This is a genomic window from Burkholderia sp. FW306-1C-G01B (assembly GCF_058781685.1).
This window is the reverse complement of the sequence record NZ_JBYSWZ010000006.1, coordinates 57,272-76,655: the sequence shown is the minus strand read 5'-3', so window position 1 is coordinate 76,655 and position 19,384 is coordinate 57,272. Positions and strand designations below refer to the sequence as shown.

The window sequence follows — 19,384 nt, the reverse complement described above, 5'->3', positions numbered from 1 at the left end:
AATTCAAATCCGCTTCGGCAAAGTATTTATCTGCCGCAAAAAACATTTCCATTAATCGCAATGAGGCGCAATCGTTTGCGAGACGGCGATATTTTAAGTAACTCATTGAATATATTGAATTTTGCAATCTATAAACAATGTCGCCTTTGATAATCTTCGATCGTGTCTCATAATTCGTCCGAACTTTGAGCGCCGGATAGCACGGAACAACCGAAGGCTCGGCGAACCGCGACGGACGTTGCGCGATTCGAGTCCGAAGCATCAGTCGATGCATGTCTGAGCGGATGTCCCGAGCATCGAAGCGGAAATCCGGTTGCCGGAGATGAAATAAAAGAGACGAGGTTGGTCGCGGTCGGCGCGACGTCGGATTCGGGGTAGTTATAAAGACGGGTTGAATCTCCGGATTCAGTCGGGGGAGAGCTCGTCCATAAATAACACTACGTATTCCTAATGTAGGTAACGGATTAACGGAACGGGCCGCAAAGAGACGGCGTGCCCAGGCTATCGGACGCCCTGTCGATTTGAGCGGTCGGTGCGTGTCGCGTTCGACACGCCCGGGCCGGGCATCGGGAACAGGTTCCGCACTGAAGTCGCAATCGCAGTCGAAGTCGAAGCTGTCAATAAAAGTAAGTAGTCCATATTCAAACCAGACGCTACAAAACGGAGCAGAACAGCATGAAGAGGAATCAGATTTCGGCGCTTGCCGCCGCCATGTTCACGGGTGCAGGTGTGCTGATCGCGGGCGTCGCGCACGCGGACAATTTCGTCGACCGCGGCAACCCGGACAACGCGCTGAACGGCCAGTGCATCGACGGGACCAACCCGCTTTGCGTGGCGACGAAAAGCGGGAGTTTCGTCGCGGTGAGCACCACGAACGTTACGCAGGGCACGAATGCGAAGGCCGGTGCCAGCGGTATCGCGATCGGCGACCAGTCGAATGCGAGCAGCAAGGGCGGCAGCGGCAGCGGCGGCGCGATTGCGATCGGCGTCGGCTCGCAGGCGCTGGCGAACTCGGCCACGGCGATCGGCACGGTGGCGGTCGCGCAAGGCAATACGTCGCTCGCGGTCGGCCGCCAGTCGGCCGCAATCGGCGATTTCTCGATGGCGCTCGGCAACGTCGCCGATGCGCACGGCACGAGCTCGATCGCGCTCGGCCACTCGGCGCTGGCCAGCGGCGATCGCTCGATCGCGATCGGCGGCGCCAACCCGACGTCGAGCGACGGCGTATCGAACGGCGCCGCGTACGACGCGGCGACGCAGACGCGCGCCGGCGGCACGCAATCCGTGGCGATCGGTGCGGGCGCGCAGACGAACGACAACAACCAGGTGGCGATCGGCTCGGGCAGCGTCGGCGCGAACAACGGCGGCACGCCGGTATTCGGCGGCACGGCCGCGCCGGTCGGCGGCGCGGTGTCGTTCGGCGCGCTCGGCAACGAACGCCAGCTCAGGAACGTCGCGGCAGGCGCGGCCGATACGGACGCCGTCAACGTCCAGCAGTTGAAGAACGTGAACAGCACGCTCAGCACGGGCATCGGCAACGTCGACGCACGCGTGACGTCGGTCGGCAATTCGTTGTCGACTTCAATCACGAACGTCGACCAGCGTGTGACCAATGTGGGCAACAGCCTCAGCACGAGCATCGTGTCGGCAACGCAGAACGTCGTGAAATACACGGACGATTCGCATGCGGCGATCGCGCTCGACGGCAGCAACGGCACCACGATCGGCGGCGTCGCGGCCGGCGTGGCCGATACCGACGCGGTGAACGTCGGCCAGTTGAAGGGCAGCGTCGCGCCGCTGCAAACGTCCATTTCGACGGCAGCTTCGAACATCGCGAACCTGCAGAACAGCGTCTCCGGCATCAACACGTCGCTGAGCACGGCCGCCTCGAACATCGGCAACCTGCAGGCGGCCGATACGCGCAACGTGAAGTACGACGGCGCGAGCGGGTTCGATTCGGTGACGTTCGCCGGCACCAACGGCACCACGCTGCACAACGTCGCGGACGGCAAGGACATGCACGACGCCGTCAACGTCGGCCAACTGAACGGCGGCCTCGCATCGCTCAGCACGAGCGTGACGAACAGCCTCAGCACGACGCTCGGCAACCTGAGCACGTCGATCACCAGCCAGATCGGCGCTGCGACGAAGAACGCCGTGCAGTACGACGACGACGCGCACGGCGGCGTCACGCTCGGCGGGAAGGGCGCGCAGGCGCCGGTCGGCCTGCACAACGTCGCGGACGGCATTGCCGCGGGCGACGCGGTGAACGTCGGCCAGCTCGGCAAGGCGACCGACACGCTCAATCAGTCGATCGCGACCGTCGGCAACCAGGTGACGACGAACACGGGCAACATCGCCGCGCTCCAGCAGGATGCGCTCCAGTGGAACGCGGGCCTCGGCGCGTACGATGCGAGCCACGGCGGCAACGGCCCGCAACTCATCAGCAACGTCGCGGCCGGCAAGAACGGAACCGACGCGGTCAACGTCGATCAGTTGACCGCAGCGATTCACGACGGCACGAGCCAGCTCGATGCGCTGGCCGTGAAGTACGACGATGCGAGCAAGCGGCAGGTTTCGCTCGGCGCGGGCAACGGCGGCAGCCCGGTGCGCGTGACCAACGTCGCGGAAGGCAACGTGGCGTCCGGCAGCACGGACGCGGTGAACGGTGCGCAGTTGCGCCGCGCGATCGACGGCACCGCGGCCGCGCTCGGCGGCGGCGCCACGGCGAACCCGGACGGCTCGATCACCGCGCCGGCCTACAAGGTTGGCGGCGGCTCGTTCAACAATGTCGGCGACGCGCTCACGAACCTCGACGGCCGCGTCGGCAGCAACACGACGACGCTCGAGAATCACGAAACGCGCCTCGGCAATGCCGAAACGAACATCGCCGGCAATACGGCCGCGATTGCCGGGCTGCAGCAGGACGCGCTGCAGTTCGACCCGAAACTCGGTGCCTACAGCGCGGCGCGCGGCGGTGCTCCGACGAAGCTGACGAACGTGGCCGACGGCAACGTCGCCGCGGGCAGTACCGACGCGGTGAACGGCGGCCAGCTGTCGGGCGTGAAATCCGCTCTCGAACAGCAGATCACGCAGGTGTCCAATCAGACCGGCGAGGCGGTGAAGAACGTCGTCAAATACGATGTCGACGCGAACGGCAACCGGCTGAATTCGGTTTCTCTCGTCGGCGGCGACACGAACTCGGCCGTCGTGCTCAAGAACGTCGCGGCGGGCACCAGCGATACCGACGCGGTGAACGTGAAGCAACTGAAGGACGTGCAGTCGAATCTCAACCAGCTCGGCGCACTCGCGGTGCAGTACGACGACAGCTCGAAGAGCACGATCACGCTCGGCGGCGCCGGCGGCACGCGCATCACCAACGTGCAGGCCGGCACGCTCAGTGCCACCAGCACGGATGCGGTGAACGGCTCGCAGCTCTATGCGACCAACCAGCAGGTGTCGAAGAACACGACCGATATCTCGAACCTGCAGGGCAGCGTGACCAACATCGCGAACGGCAAGGCCGGCCTCGTGCAGCAGCAGGACCCGAACGGCGCGATCACGGTCGGGAAGGACTCGGGCGGCACCAGCGTGAACTTCTCCGGCACGGCGGGCGACCGCACGCTGACCGGTGTCGCGGCGGGCGTGAACGACAACGATGCGGTCAACGTCGGCCAGTTCAACAACGCGATGAAGAGCGTGGCGGCCAACGACAGGATCCGCACGGCGGCGACCGATGCGAACACGACGTGGATCGCGCGTGCCGATGCGGGTTCGATCGGATCGACGGCGACCGCGACCGGCAAGAACGCGGTGGCGGTCGGCCAGGGCTCCGTCGCCGATCGCGACAATTCGTTCTCGGTCGGCGCGAAGGGCAGCGAGCGCCAGATCACGAACGTCGCGGCCGGAACGGCGCCGACCGACGCGGTGAACGTGCAGCAGTTGAACGACAACCTCACGGCCGCTTCGACGCAGGCGAAGAGCTACACCGACCAGCGCATCGGGCAGGTGTACAACTCGTTCAACGACCTGAAGAAGGACATGTACGGCGGCGTCGCGTCGGCGATGGCGGTGGCCGGCCTGCCGCAGCCGACGGGTGCGGGCCGCTCGATGGTGTCGGCGGCGACCGCGAACTATCACGGTCAGCAGGGGTTTGCCGCCGGCTACTCGTACGTGACGGAGAGCAATCGCTGGGTCGTCAAGGCGTCGGTGACGGGCAACAGCCGGTCGGACTTCGGCGCGGTGGTGGGCGCGGGGTATCAGTTCTGATGTAGTTCGCGACGCGTCGAGCAACCGGTGGTGCCTGGCAATGGTGGTGATGCCGGGTACAGCGGGAAATCCGTGGCCCGGGGTCTGTCGGTTGATCCCGGGCCATCGTTGTTCGACGCGTTGCCTGAAATCAACGCATCAGGACATGTCGAATCTCCTCAACGGATACACGTGGGCGGAAGACCAACGACCCGTCTTGACGTGGAGGTTTATTCGGCCCGCCCCCGCCTAGATTCTCGCGAGCGTGCTGTGATCGGCCTCACCGCCGAAATATTTCTCGAGCGCCTCCACGAACACCGCGTTATCGGCAGTCGCATGCGCGAACAACGTGACCGACGACCGGAATTTCAGGTAATCCGGATACCCGAAAATCGTCTGGATCGAACTGCCTTCGACCTGATTGACCAGCCGTGTGCATTCCCGCAGCCTTTCGCCGAGCAGCGGATGCTGAAGATACGCGACGGCTTCGGCCAGTGTCGTGATCGCATACCGTTGCGCCATCGCGCTGTCGCCAAGCCCTTCGATCTGCGGAAACACGAACCACATCCAGTGGCTTCGCTTGTGTCCGTTCTTCAGCTCGTCGCATACCTGCGCATACACCGAATCCTGTGCGTCGACAAAACGCTGAAGATCATGGGGATCGTCCATTTCGCCCTCCGTCCGTTCCGGTGCGGCAAGCCACCCGAGCACTCATTGTGAGCGTGACCCGGATGGTGTGCAAACGCCCCGTCGACCGTGTGCTCACCCGGCTTCGCATCGCGTCCCGCGAGTGGGAGCGATCGGATTTGCTGCAGTGCAGTGCACTGCGATCGATCGCCCGCAAGTGACGTCGCGCATGCCGTTGGATGGCGACGTGCCGGCAACGAGCGTAGCATTCAGACATGCGGCCGGCCGCGATCCCGACCGACGGATTGGCGGCACACCCCGATCCGGCCGCAGCCGGCCTCGCATGACGGCCCGGCAAAGGAGCCTCGATGCGCTCGCAAGCAACGTCCGTCTCGCGCCTGAGGCGCTATGGGATCATGGCTGCGGTCGTCGTCGCGTGCCTGATCGTCACCGGGCGCATCACCGGTATCCTGGTCGACTGGCTTTGGTTCTCGTCGATCGGCTATGCCGGCGTGTTCTGGACGATCCTGTCCGCGAGGGTGCTGCTGTTCGTCGCGGTGCTCGCCGTGTCGGCGGCCGCGATCGGTGCGTCGGGGTTGCTCGCGCATCGTTTTGCAAGGTCCGTCGATGTCTGGCAGGTAGAGGAAGCTTCGTCGACGCGTGCGGAGGATGTCCTTCGGGCGCTCGCAGCGGAGGTCGCATCGCGCGTTCCATGGCGCGCGGTCATCGCCGCGGGTGCCGTCTTCCTCGGGCTTGCGATCGCCGCCGGTGCGATGTCGAGCTGGGATGTTGCGCTGCGCTTTCTGCATCGGGTGCCGTTCGGCGTGCGCGATCCGATCTTCGGCAAGGACATCGGTTTCTATCTGTTCGCGCTGCCCGTCTGGATCGTACTGAAGAACCTGCTGCTGCAAGTGGTCGTCTGCTGCGCGATCGTCGCAGGCAGCGTCTACTGGCTGCGCGGCGACATCATGCTGCGCCCGCCGAAGGGGCTTTCGTCGGCTGCCGCCGTTCACGGTTCGGCGCTGCTGGCGCTGTTCTTCCTGCTGAAAGCCTGGTCCTGGTGGCTCGAACGCTTTCTGCTGCTCTACGACAACAACGGTGTCGTGGTCGGCGCCGGCTATACGGACGTCCACGTGATGCTGCCGGTGCTGTGGCTGCTCGTCGGCCTCGCCGTTGCGTCGGCCGTTGCGATGCTGGTCAACCTGCGCCGGCCCGGCTATCGGCTGCCGGCCGCTGCGGTGCTGCTGGTGTTCGGTACTTCGTTTGCGCTCGGTATCGTCTATCCCGCGCTGTTCCAGCGCTTCTACGTCAAGCCGAGCGAGCTGCAGCTCGAGACGCCCTATATCCAGCACAACATCGCGTTGACGAGGCTGGCTTACGGTCTTGCGCAGATCGAGGTCAAGCCGTTTGCGGCCGGGCAGGGCCTGAATCTCGCGGCGCTGCAGGCCAATCGCGCGACCGTCGACAACATCCGGCTGTGGGATGTGCAGCCGCTGATGGATACCTATGCGCAGTTGCAGGAGATCAGGACGTACTACAAGTTCTTCTCCGTGGATATCGATCGCTACCGGCTCGACTCCGGCTACCGGCAGGTCATGCTGTCGGCGCGCGAACTGGAGCAGACGATGCTGCCGGAGAACGCCCGAACCTGGGTGAACCTGCATCTGCTGTTTACCCACGGCAACGGCGTCGTGATGTCGCCGGTCACCGAGAAATCCACGGAAGGCCTGCCGTCGCTCTATCTGCGCGACATTCCGCCTGCCGCGGACGGCGGGCCGGCGATCCACGAACCGCGCATCTACTTCGGCGAAGGCGGGCAGGGTTATGCGATCGTGAAGGGCAGCGTGCCCGAATTCGACTACCCGAAGGGCGACAGCAACGTCTACACGTCCTACAGCGGGCGCGACGGTGTCGCGATCGGCGGCGCGGCGCGGCGCAGCCTCTTCGCATGGCAGTTCAGCGATCCCAACATCCTGCTGACGCACTACATCACGGACGACAGCAGGATCCTGTTTCACCGCAACATCCGGGACCGGATACGCACGATTGCGCCGTTTCTCGCGCTCGACCACGACCCGTATGTCGTGGCAAGCAACGGACGCCTGTTCTGGATGCAGGACGCCTATACGACCAGCCGCTGGTTTCCGTATGCGCCGCCCGGTGTCGGCGACGGCGCCAACTACATTCGCAACGCAGTGAAAGTGGTGGTCGACGCGTACCACGGCACGGTCGACTTCTACGTCAGCGATCCTTCCGATCCGCTGGTGCGGACTTACGCGCGCATCTTCCCCGGCATGTTCAAGCCGCTCGACGCGATGCCGCCGGATCTTCGACAGCATATCCGCTACCCCGAGGATCTGTTCCTGATCCAGGCGAACCTCTACCGCGCCTATCACATGGATGCGCCGGAAGTGTTCTATAACCGCGAGGACCTCTGGCAGTTTCCTCGCGCGCTGGGCGATATCGACGGGGGCGACGCAGCGAACGCGCAGATGGCGCCGTACTACACGATCATGAGGCTGCCCGGCGATGCGCAGGCCGGCTTCGTGCTGATGCTGCCGATGGTGCCGAGCCAGCGCGAGAACATGATCGCGTGGCTGGCCGCGCGTTGCGATCCGCCCGGGTACGGCAAGCTGATCGTCTACGCGTTCCCCAAGGACAAGCTGATCTATGGGCCGTACCAGATCGAGGCGCGCATCCAGCAGAGCACGGAAATCTCGCAGCAGATCTCGCTGTGGAACCAGATGGGCTCACGCGTGATCCGCGGCCATCTCGTGGTCGTGCCGATCGAGAATTCGATTCTTTACGTGTCGCCGCTTTATCTGCGTGCGGCGTCGGGCCAATTGCCCGAGCTGAAGCGGGTGATTGCGGCCTACGGCGATCGCGTCGTGATGGAGGAAAACCTGAGCGAAGCACTCGCAGCGCTCTTCAAGGAGACGGGGCCGGGGCCGGTGGCGGCGCCGGCCCGCGGCGCGGCGGATGCGCGCGCCCGCGAAGCGCTGGCCCATTACGACCGCGCGATCGAGCGGATGAAGGCGGGGGACTGGGCCGGCTTCGGCGCGGAACTCGATGCGCTCCGGCCGTTGCTCGAAGCGCTGGGCGCCGTTCGCGCGGACAACAAGAAGTGAATGGCGCGCGGCGGAACGGGTGTGAGCTCGACTGCCCGTCATCGAGAAGTCGTCGCGTTTTCCGAGCGCGCGCATGGATGGTCCTGAACCGAGACCGGGTGCGGAAATCGGGCCGGCAGCCGCCTCGTCGCCCTATGCATCGTCGATGGCGCGATCGCCGGCCAACCCGTCAGGTCACCGGCGGCGCGTGCCCATGATCCCCCAGATCCCGCGCTTCGTCGTATTCCCGCGAAATATCCTTGTTCGTGTAGTCGCCGAGCTTCGATGCGGCGACCAGGCTCAGCACCGCACATACCAGCACGTACACCGCGATCGCATACCCCGAATGGTAGTAGGCAAACAGCGCCGTCGCGATCAGCGGTGCCGGGCCGCCTGCGATGACCGAAGCGAGCTGATAACCCATCGACGCACCGCTGTATCGCAACCGCCCGGTAAACGACTCGGCAATCAACGCAGCCTGCGGCCCGTACATCATCGAATGCGGGACCAGCGACAGCACGATGGCCGCGAAGATCCATACCGGATTCCGGCTGTCGACCATCGCGAAGTAGAGGAATCCGAACACACCGACGGCAGCCGCACCGATCATGTACATCCGCCGCCGTCCGATCAGATCCGACACGTGCCCGAACAGCGGGATGGTGACGAATTCGACCACGGATGCAACCAGCACCGCCGTCAGCAACAGTTCGCGCGTGACGCCGAGCGCCGTGATCCCGTAAGTGAACACGAACGCCGTAAAGATATAGAACGGCGCCTGCTCGGCCATCCGCGCAAACGCCGACAGCACGATATCCCTCGGCTGCTTGCGCAGCACTTCGAGCATCGGCGTCTTCTCGATCCGGCGCTCGGCCAGCAGCTTCGCGAAGATCGGCGTCTCGAGAATATTCAGGCGGATATAGAGCCCGATCGCGACCAGCAGGATGCTGAGGAAAAACGGCACGCGCCAGCCCCACGCGAGGAAACCGCTGCCGGACAACCAGCTCATGGCGAGCACGGCGAGGTTGGCGAGGAACAATCCCGCCGGCACGCCGAACTGCGGCCACGACGCGACGAAGCCGCGATGCGCATTGGTGCGCGCCCACTCCATCGACATCAGGACCGAGCCGCCCCATTCGCCGCCGACGCCGACGCCCTGGATGAAGCGCAGCACCGTGAGGAAAACGGCGCCCCAGATGCCGATCGTCGCGTAAGTCGGGACGAAGGCCACGGCGAACGTGGCGAGCCCCATCAGCAGCAGGGTCACGATCAGGGTGGCCTTGCGTCCGATGCGGTCGCCGTAATGGCCGAAGATCGCGGCGCCGACCGGCCGCGCGACAAAGCCGACGGCATAGATCAGGAATGCCTGCAGCGTGCCGACGAGAGGGTGGGACTGCGGGAAATACAGCTTTGCGAAGACCAGGCCGGTGACCGTGCTGTAGAGGAAAAAGTCATACCATTCGATCGTGGTGCCGATCGTGCTGGCTATGACGGCGCGGCGCAACTGGCGCCGGGCTTCCTCGTCGGAGAGGGGCGTGGCCGCGGATTGCATGGCAGCCATTTTGATATCTCCCGAAAAAAGGGCGACAGAGAAATAAACCATACGCCCCGCGATTGGTTCCGGCAAGTCGCTCTGCAGCTTTCCAATCAGAAGGATTGCGAACTTATGCCGGACGTTGGCGACCCGCGTGGACAGCACGAGCGCGACGAGGACCACGACGATGACGCGTAGGGGGCGAGATACAGACAGCCCCACGCGCCGACGGCAATGCCGCGAGGATGAGCGCGGCAGATCGAACGAGTGTGACGGGATTCACGGTGACGCCCCGCTTCGATGGCAACGACCTGGCGCATGTGTGATGAAACGCGCCGCATCCCGGGGCGTCCCGGGCGTGCCGGCAACAGAGGAGGCCGGCGCGCCTGATGCGAGCAACGCGCTCGATTACCGTGCAAATCATCGGTACGGTGCCGTACGTGGATCGATCGCGTTGCATTCGCGGGGCTCCGGTGCGTGCAAGGCGGGCAAGTCACCACGAAACCTGCTCCGAAGACTGTTCTTCAGCGTACCGACTCATCGGGCCGTCGCGATGCACGATGACGTTCGTCGCATTCTTCTGTCTGGAGCGGTTCATGAAATATCCGATCTATATCACGCGGCACGGGAATCCCCGCTATCGCGGCGCGCTTGCGGATTTTCCCGAAGTCGACGTGGAGGGCGACTCGTATGGCGAGCTGCAGGCGGCCGTCGCGCAACGGGTCATGGCCCGTTATGACCGGTCCGCGCGTCTCGTTCCGCCGCCGACCACGGACATGTCGGTATTGCAGGCGTCGGCGGTCGATGCCGGCGACGGGATCTGGCGCTTCTTCGACATCGACCTGACCCAGGTGACGTCGAGTTCCGTGCGGATCGAGCTGTGCCTGCCGAAGCGCATCGTGCACGACATCGATCGGACGGCGGGCGCGCTGCATACGACTCGCGATGCGTTCGTGTCGATGGCGTGCGAGCACGCCGCCGACCGGTCCGCGCAGCACGGCGGCTTGCGTGGCGAACCCGTCGCGACATCGCTGTCGGAAGCGGTTTGACGGCCCGGGCACGCGTGGCCGAGCGGTGCGGCCATCTGGGAGGACGTCTGTTGAAGATTCATGTCGCGCGTGTTTCGCGACGCCGGACCTCGCCATGGAGCAATGCCCGGCCGATTCGCGAGGAGTTCTTCGGCGACGAGCGACTCGCGCAGCACGCGGGCAGCCTGGCTCGCGCGCAGAAGGTGTTGCCCGGTGCGGCGTCGGGCCCCTCGCTGGCCGCACGGCTGAAGGACAACGCGGATCATCTGCTGAAGGCCTACCGGAACACGGTGGCCGCGGACGCGCGCGGAGAAGAAATCACGCCCGCGGCGGAGTGGCTGCTCGACAACTACTATCTTGTCGCGGAACAGGTGCGGCAGATCCGCGACGATCTTTCCCCTCGCTATTACCGGCAACTGCCCAAACTGAGCAACGGCCCGTTCGCCGGTTATCCGCGCGTGTTCGGGATCAACTGGTCATTCGTAGCCCATACCGACAGTCGTTTCGATCCCGATGCGCTATGCCGTTTCATGCTGGCCTATCAGGCCGTGGAACCGCTGACGATCGGCGAACTGTGGGCGGTGGCGATCACGCTGCGGATCGTGCTGATCGAAAACCTGCGGCGGCTCGCGGATCAGATCATCGACGACCGGCGCGCGCGGCTCGATGCCGACGCGCTCGCGGATCGCCTGCTCGGCGAAGGCGGGCAGGCGCGGCTGGAGACGGCGCCGCTCGTCGCCCGTTATGAGCAGGCCGTATTGCACGATGCGTTCGCGGTGCAGCTGATTCAGCGGCTGCATGATCCCGATCCGGCCGTCGCGCCGGCACTGGCGTGGCTGCATCGGCACCTGGCGGCGCGCGGCGCGACGCCGGACCAGATCGTTGCGTCCGTCAACCATCAGCAGGGCGCCGCCAGCCTGACCGTGCGCAACGTGATCACCAGCATGCGGCTGATTTCGGAGGTGGACTGGACCGATCTGTTCGAGCGCATCAGCCTGGTCGATCAGGTGCTGCGCAGCCACCCGGGCTTCGCGGAGATGGATTTCCCCACGCGCAACCTGTATCGCGACGCGGTCGAAGCGCTTGCGCGCGGCGCGCCGGTCAGCGAGCTCGAGATTGCGCGGCGCGTCGTCGCCGATGCGGCAGCCCGCGCACCGGCCGCCGGCGCGGTACCGGGCCGCGAGACCGACCCCGGTTACTACCTGCTGGCCGACGGCCGCGCCGCGCTCGAAGCCGAGATCGGCTATCGGCCGCCCGTTGCGCTGTGGTTGCGGCGCCTGACCCGCCACGCCGGTCTCGGCGGTTATCTCGGCCGTACCGGGCTGATCGCCGCACTGCTGCTGGCGGGCATGATGGCGTGGCTCGCGCGCGTCGAACCGCCCGGCCACTGGCTGATCTGGCTCGGTCTGGCCGGCCTGCTGCCCGCGCTCGATGCCGCGCTCGCGCTCGTCAATCGCGCGGTAATGAGGGATATCGGCGCAAGCATCCTGCCCGGCCTCGCGCTGCTCGACGGCATCCCGCCGGGCCTGCGCACGATGGTCGCCGTGCCGGTGCTGCTGACGACGGAAGCGGCGCTCGCCGAGCAGATCGAGCAACTGGAAATTCATCATCTGGCGAGCCCCAACGGCGCGCTGTACTTCGCATTGCTCTCCGACTGGGTGGACGCGCCCACTCCGCACGCCGACAGCGACGACGGGCTGCTGGCGTCCGCGGCGGCGGGCATCGACCGGTTGAATGGCCTCTATCCGGCGGCGCCGGGCGAAGGCGAGCGTTTTCTGCTGCTGCACCGCAAGCGCGTGTGGAACGACGGCGAACGGTGCTGGATGGGTTGGGAGCGCAAGCGCGGCAAGCTGCACGAGCTGAACCGCTTGCTGCGCGGGGCGTCGGACACGTCGTTCATCGCACCGGAAGGCCGGCCGCCGCACGTGCCGCCGGACGTGCGCTACGTGATCACGCTCGATGCCGATACGCGGCTGCTGCGCGATACGGTGCGCCGCCTGGTCGGCAAGATGGCGCACCCGCTCAACCGGCCGGTATTCGACTCGGCGAGCCGGCGCATCGTCGAGGGCTACGGCGTGCTCCAGCCGCGCGTGACTTCGTCCCTCGCGAGCGGCGACGAGGGCTCGCTGTTCCAGCGCGTGTCGTCGAGCGCGCACGGCATCGATCCTTACGTGTCGGCCGTATCGGATGTCTATCAGGACCTGTTCGACGAAGGCTCGTATGCGGGCAAGGGCATCTACGACGTCGATGCGTTCGAGGCGGTGCTCGCCGGCCGCGTGCCGGAGAACACGGTGCTCAGTCACGATCTGTTCGAAGGCATATTCGCGCGGGCCGGGCTGGCGTCGGATATCGAGGTCGTCGAAGCATCGCCGTCCCGCTACGACGTCGCGGCGGGACGCCTGCACCGATGGGCGCGCGGCGACTGGCAACTCCTGCCGTGGTTGATATTCGGCCGCGAACCGCTGACGGCGGTCGGCCGCTGGAAGATGCTGGACAACCTGCGCCGCACGCTCACTGCGCCCGCCATGCTGGTCGCGCTGCTGGCCGGATGGGTGCTGCCGCTGCCCGTGTCGCTCGCGTGGAGCGCGTTCGTGCTGGTGACGATCGCGCTGCCGTTCCTGTTGCCCGTGTTGAGCGGGCTGGTGCCACGCTGGCGGCGCACGCATGTGAAGATGACCACGCGCAGCGTGCTCCATGCGTGGTCGACGGAGCTGCAGTTCGCGTTGACGCGGTTCGGCCTGTCGATCGTCATGCTGCCGCAGCAGACATGGTCGATGGGCGACGCGATCGCGCGCACGCTGTTTCGCGTGGGGATCAGCCGTCGCCATCTGCTCGAATGGACCACGGCGGCCGAAGCCGGCGCGCGCGACCGGCGGACCCTCGCGCTCACCTATCTGCAAATGCGCGGCGGCGTGACGCTCGCGCTGCTTGCCGCGGCCGCCAGCCTGCTGGCGGGCTGGCGCTTCGATCGTCATGCGGGCTGGCTGGCCGCTCCGTTCGCGCTGGTCTGGCTCGCGGCGCCCGCGATCGCCTACTGGCTGAGCCGCGCACCGCGGCCGGCTGGCGAGCTGGCGGTGGCGCCGCACGATGCGCGCCAGCTGCGGCGCGACGCGCGCCGGACCTGGCGTTATTTCGAGACCTTCGTGACGGCCGACGATCAGATGCTGCCGCTGGACAATTTCCAGGAGGACCCGAAGCCCGTTGGCGCGCACCGGACTTCGCCCACCAATATCGGGCTGTACCTGTTGTCCGCCGTCAGCGCCCGCGAGTTCGGCTGGCTCGGCACGCTGGACGCGGTGTCGCGGCTGGAGGCGACCCTTGCGACGATGCGGCTGATGTCGCGCTATCGCGGCCATTTCTATAACTGGTACGACACGCGCGACCTGCGGCCGCTCGAGCCGCGGTATGTGTCGTCGGTCGACAGCGGCAATCTCGCCGGCCACCTGATCGCGCTCGGCAACGGTTGCCGCGCGTGGGCGAATCAGCCCGCCGGCGTGGGGCGGCAGGCCGCGTATGAAGGGATCGGCGATACGCTCGCGCTGTTGCACAACGCCGTGTGCCGGGAAGGCGACGCCCGGACGGCCTTGCACGGCGAATTCGAGCGAGCCGCGACCGAGCTGGAGGAGGCGCTCGCCGCGCCGGCCGGGGACGACGGCGCACCGGACGGCCGCGCCGCGCCGGAATGGCCCGCGATTACGGTCCTCGCCGCGACGGTCGCCGATGTCGCGCGCGCGCTGATGGACGAGGTCGGCCGGGTGCGGGGCGGCGACGTCGACGACGTGCTGTTCTGGGCGCAGGCGCTGGAGCACGCGGTGCAAGGGCATTGCCGCGACGCAACGCGCACGCCGGACGAAGCGGACGTGTTGAACAAGCGTCTTCATGCGCTGGCCGATACCGCGTTGCAGATGGCCTATGCGATGGAGTTCGGCTTTCTGCTCGACCCGGTGCGCAATCTGCTGTCGATCGGTTATGCGGTGGCCGACGGACGGCTCGATCCGGGCAACTACGATCTGCTGGCGTCGGAGGCTCGCCTGGCGAGTTTCGTCGCGATCGCGAAGGGCGATATCCCGGCGCGGCACTGGTTCCGGCTCGGCCGCCTGGCGACGCCGATCGGGCACGGCGCGGCGCTGATCTCGTGGTCGGGATCGATGTTCGAATACCTGATGCCGTCGCTGGTGATGCGCGCGCCGGACAGCAGCCTGCTCGCGCGTACCAATCACCTGGTGGTGCGGCGGCAGATCGCCTATGGCGACGGGCTGCGCCTGCCGTGGGGCATGTCGGAATCGGCGTACAACACGCGCGACATCGAGCTGACCTATCAGTATTCGAGCTTCGGCGTGCCGGAGTTGGGGCTCAAGCGCGATCTCGACCAGAACCTGGTGGTCGCGCCCTATGCGACCGCACTCGCGGCGATGGTCGCGCCGGACGCCGCCGCACGCAACTTCGAGCGGCTGCGCGCGGCCGGCGCGTGCGGGCGCTTCGGCTTCTACGAAGCGCTCGACTACACGCCCGCGCGCGTGCCGGAAGGCATGCCGGTGGCCATCGTGCGCGCGTTCATGGCGCATCACCAGGGCATGTCGATCGTGTCGATCGCCAATGCGCTGCTGGGCGGGCGCATTCGCGCGTTCTTCCACGGCGAGCCGGCCGTCCGCGCCACCGAGCTGCTGTTGCAGGAGCGGGTACCGGGCCGGGTCGCGGCCGGGCGGCCGCGGGGCGACGCGAGCCCGGCCGGCAGAATGCATGGCATCGATGCCGGCGTCGCGCGGCGCGTGCTGTCGGCGGACGATCCCGCGCCCGTCACGCATCTACTGTCCAACGGCCGCTACGCCGTGATGCTCACGGCCGCGGGTTCCGGCTACAGCCGCCGCGACGATCTGGCCGTCACGCGTTGGCGGGAAGACGCGACGCGCGACGATTGGGGCAGCTATCTGTATCTGCGCGACGTCGACAGCGGCGACGTCTGGTCGGCCGCATGGCAGCCCACCGGCGCGGTGCCGGACAGCTACGAAGTGACGTTCACCGAGGATCGCGCCGAGTTCGTGCGGCGCGACGGCACCTTGACGACGTCGCTCGAGGTGGTGGTATCCGCCGAGGACGACGCGGAGGTGCGGCGGGTGTCGGTGGCCAATGCGGGCGCCCGGGCCCGCGTGATCGAATTCACGTCCTACGCGGAAATCGTGCTCGCGCCGCCCGCCGCCGATCACGCCCATCCCGCGTTCTCGAAACTGTTCATCGAGACCGAGTACGTGCCGGCGTCCGGCGCGATTCTGGCGACGCGGCGCAAGCGCGCGCCGAACGAGGCGGAGGTCTGGGCCGCCCATCTGGCGGTGACCGCCGGCGAAACCGTCGGCGCGGAAGAATTCGACACCGATCGATTGCGCTTCATCGGGCGCGGGCGCGGCGTTCGACTGCCGCTCGCGCTGACCGAACGGCGTGCGCTGGGCGCTTGCGAAGGCGCGGTGCTGGACGCGGCGTTCACGTTGCGGCGGCGGCTGCGCATCGAGCCGGGCGCGAAGGCGAGCATCGCCTACTGGACCATCGTCGCGGATTCGCGCGCGCAGCTGCTCGACCTGGTCGACAAGCATCGCGACGGCGAATCGTTCGCGCGTGCGGCGATGCTCGCGTGGACCCAGGCGCAGGTGCAACTGCGGCATAGCGCGGTGAGCCTCGACGAGGCCGCGTTGTTCCAGCAGCTGGCCGGATACATGCTCTACAGCGATGCGTCGATGCGGCCGGGTTCCGCCGCACTGCTGCGCCATGCGGCGGCGGTGTCGGCGGCGGGCGGCGTGGGCGCGTCGCCGCTATGGACGCACGGCGTATCGGGGGATCTGCCGATCCTGCTGGTGCGGATCGACGACATCGAGCACATCGCCATGGTGCGGCAGCTGATCCGCGCGCACGAGTATTGGCGGACGAAGCGGCTCGAGGTCGACCTGGTCATCGTCAACGAGCGCGCGGCGTCGTATGTGCAGGATTTGCAGGCGGCGCTCGAGGGGCTGGTGCGGGCCCGGCAGCAGCCGGGCGAAGCCGGGCGCGGCAGTATTTTCGTGCTGCGCGACGACCTGATGGCGGCGGCGGCGCGCGCGCTGTTTCCGTCGGTCGCGCGAGCCGTGCTCGCCGCGCGCAACGGCCGGCTGGTGGACCAGTTGCGACGGCTCGCGGGTTCACCGCTGCCCGCCCGCGCGGATGCCGCGCGCCCGCCGCTGCCGCTGCCCGCGTTACTGCCGCCGAAGGGGGCGCAGGCCGGCGCCGGTCTCGAATACTTCAACGGCATCGGCGGTTTCGCGCGCGGCGGCCGCGAATACGTGGTGACCCTGCAGCCCGGTCAATGCACGCCGATGCCGTGGGTCAACGTCGTCGCGAACCCGTCGTGCGGCTTCCTGAGCTCGGCGGAAGGGGGCGGCTATACCTGGGTGACGAACAGCCGCGAGCATCCGCTGACGCCATGGTCGAACGACCCGGTCACCGATCCGCCCGGCGAGGTGTTCTATGTCCGCGACGACGAGACCGGCATGCGCTGGGGGCCGCAGGCGAACTCGATCGGCGACGACGCGCCGGGTGCGACCGCTTTCGTCGCGAGTCACGGCCAGGGCTACAGCCGGTTTGCGCATACCGCCGCCGAGGTCGCCGTCGAATTGCTGCAGTTCGTGCCGCTGGCCGATCCCGTCAAGATTTCCCGCCTGACCTTGCGCAACCTGTCGGACCGGCCCCGCCGGCTGTCCGTCGCAACCTATGCGGAGTGGGCGCTGGGCGCGTCGCGCAGCGTCGCGGCGCCGCACACCGCGAGCGAGATCGATCCGCCCACCGGCGCGCTGTTTGCCCGCAACGACTGGAGCCAGGCGTATCGCGGCAGGGTGGCGTTCGCCGATCTGTGCGGCCTGCAAACTTCCTGGAGCGCGGACCGGCGCGAGTTCATCGGCCGCAATGGCGTCCTGGGCGATCCCGCCGGTTTCCCGGGCCGCGTCGGCGCGTCGCCGCTGTCGGGCCGCGTCGGCGCCGGGCTCGACCCGTGTGCCGCGTTGCAGACCACGGTCGGTCTCGAACCCGGCGGTAGCGTCGAAATCGTCTTGCTGCTCGGCGAAGGCGCCGATGCGGCAACGGCGCGACAGTTGATCGCGCAATACCGTCAGGCGGATCTCGACGCGATATTCGCCGCCGTGACGGCGTTCTGGGACGAGACGCTCGGCGCGCTCCAGGTCGAGACGCCGGACCGCGCGATGGATCTGATGCTGAACCGCTGGCTGCTGTACCAGACGCTGTCGTGCCGGATCTGGGCGCGTGCGGGCTTCTATCAGGCCAGCGGCGCGTACGGCTTTCGCGACCAGCTGCAGGACGGCATGGCGCTCGCGGCCGCCCGCCCGGCGCTGACGCGCGAGCATCTGCTGCGGGCGGCGGCGCGCCAGTTTCCGGAGGGCGACATGCAGCACTGGTGGCTGTCGGAAAGCGGCAGCGGCGTACGCACGCGAATCTCCGACGATCGCGTCTGGCTCGCCCATGCGGCTGCGCACTACGTCGACGTCAGCGGCGACCGGGCGATTCTCGATGCGTCGATCCCGTTCATCGACGGGCGGGCGCTGGGCGCCGACGAGCAGGACGCGTTCTTCATTCCGCGCATCTCGGAAACGAGCGCCTCGCTGTTCGAGCATTGCGCGCGCGGGTTGGAGTCCAGTCTGGCGCATTTCGGCGAGCATGGCCTGCCGCTGATCGGCACCGGCGACTGGAACGACGGCATGAACCGGGTCGGCGAGGCCGGGCGGGGCGAAAGCGTGTGGCTCGGGTGGTTCCTGCATGCGACGCTCACGGCGTTCGCGCCGCTCGCCACGGCGCGCGGCTTGGGCGAACTGGCGGCGCGCTGGTCGACGCGCGCCGGCGCGTTGCGCGACGCGCTCGCCGATGCGGGATGGGATGGCGAGTGGTATCGGCGCGGCTACTTCGACGACGGTACGCCGCTCGGCTCGGCCGGCAACGCCGAATGTTCGATCGACGCGATCGCGCAGTCGTGGAGCGTGCTGTCGGGCGCGGCGGACCCGGCGCGCGCCGCGCAGGCGATGGACGCGCTGGACGCGCGGCTGATCCGCCGCGACGATGGCCTGGCGCTGCTGTTCGCGCCGCCGTTCGATCGTTCGCCGGTCGATCCCGGCTATATCAAGGGTTATCCGCCGGGCATCCGGGAAAACGGCGGCCAGTATACGCATGCGGCCACGTGGTCGGTGCTCGCGTTCGCGCAAATGGGCGACGGCGATCGCGCCGCGAAGCTGTTCGCGCTGCTCAATCCGGTCAATCGCAGTCGCACGCGCAGCGGCGCGAATCGCTATCGGGTGGAGCCGTACGTGGTCGCGGCCGACGTCTATTCGGTCGCGCCGCATGTCGGTCGCGGCGGATGGACCTGGTACACCGGCTCGGCGGGCTGGCTGTATCGCGCGGGCGTCGAAGGCTTGCTCGGCCTGCGCAGGCATGGCGACATGCTGTCCATTCAACCGTGCATCCCGCGATCCTGGCCGGGCTTCAGGGCAACGCTGCGCCACGGGGCGTCGCACTACGACATCGTCGTCGAGAATCCGGACGACGTCAGCGGCGGCGTGTCGCGCCTCGTCGTGGATGGCGTGCGGCTCGCCACCGGCGAAGCGGCGGTGCGGCTCGTGGACGACGGTCGGCGTCACAGCGTGGTCGTGACGCTGGGGGCCGCGCAGGCGGTGCTGCCGTGAGGCGGCAGGCTGGCGCTCGGGCCGGTACGTTAGCGGACGGACTGCGCGCGAATTACGTCCGATCATGAACCGATGTTTCGAATTCCATCGAGACGTCAGCGCATGGGCTTCCATGCGTCGGGCCGGATCGGACGG

Annotated in this window: 6 protein-coding genes; 4 read left to right on the top strand and 2 right to left on the bottom strand. The window is 67.2% G+C overall.

Features of this window, described 5'->3' with window-relative positions:
* Positions 1–675: 675 nt before the first annotated feature.
* The gene (locus AC3WLY_RS13755; RefSeq protein ID WP_175963001.1) at positions 676–4,269 is read left to right on the top strand and encodes a YadA-like family protein; all 3,594 of its coding nucleotides are present in this window, start codon (positions 676–678) and stop codon (positions 4,267–4,269) included.
* Positions 4,270–4,497: 228 nt separating this feature from the next.
* On the opposite strand, the gene AC3WLY_RS13750 is transcribed toward AC3WLY_RS13755, so the two are convergent.
* Complete coding sequence (locus AC3WLY_RS13750) at positions 4,498–4,917, bottom strand: DUF1810 domain-containing protein (RefSeq protein WP_175963000.1); 420 nt, start codon at positions 4,915–4,917, stop codon at positions 4,498–4,500.
* Between the two features lie 326 nt (positions 4,918–5,243).
* Here AC3WLY_RS13750 and AC3WLY_RS13745 point away from each other — a divergent pair, with 326 nt between their 5' ends.
* Positions 5,244–8,003, top strand: a complete 2,760-nt coding sequence (locus AC3WLY_RS13745) for a UPF0182 family membrane protein (protein ID WP_492309536.1) — start codon at positions 5,244–5,246, stop codon at positions 8,001–8,003.
* A gap of 169 nt (positions 8,004–8,172) precedes the next feature.
* On the opposite strand, the gene AC3WLY_RS13740 is transcribed toward AC3WLY_RS13745, so the two are convergent.
* The gene (locus AC3WLY_RS13740; protein ID WP_310136382.1) at positions 8,173–9,543 is read right to left on the bottom strand and encodes an MFS transporter; all 1,371 of its coding nucleotides are present in this window, start codon (positions 9,541–9,543) and stop codon (positions 8,173–8,175) included.
* Between the two features lie 569 nt (positions 9,544–10,112).
* Between AC3WLY_RS13740 and AC3WLY_RS13735 the strand changes: the two genes are divergently transcribed.
* On the top strand, positions 10,113–10,565 hold the full coding sequence (locus AC3WLY_RS13735) for a type II toxin-antitoxin system HicB family antitoxin (RefSeq protein WP_492309537.1): 453 nt from the start codon (positions 10,113–10,115) through the stop codon (positions 10,563–10,565).
* Positions 10,566–10,615: 50 nt separating this feature from the next.
* Positions 10,616–19,249 carry a GH36-type glycosyl hydrolase domain-containing protein gene (locus AC3WLY_RS13730; protein WP_492309538.1) on the top strand — a complete coding sequence of 2,878 codons (8,634 nt, stop codon included), beginning with the start codon at positions 10,616–10,618 and terminating at the stop codon, positions 19,247–19,249.
* Positions 19,250–19,384: the final 135 nt, after the last annotated feature.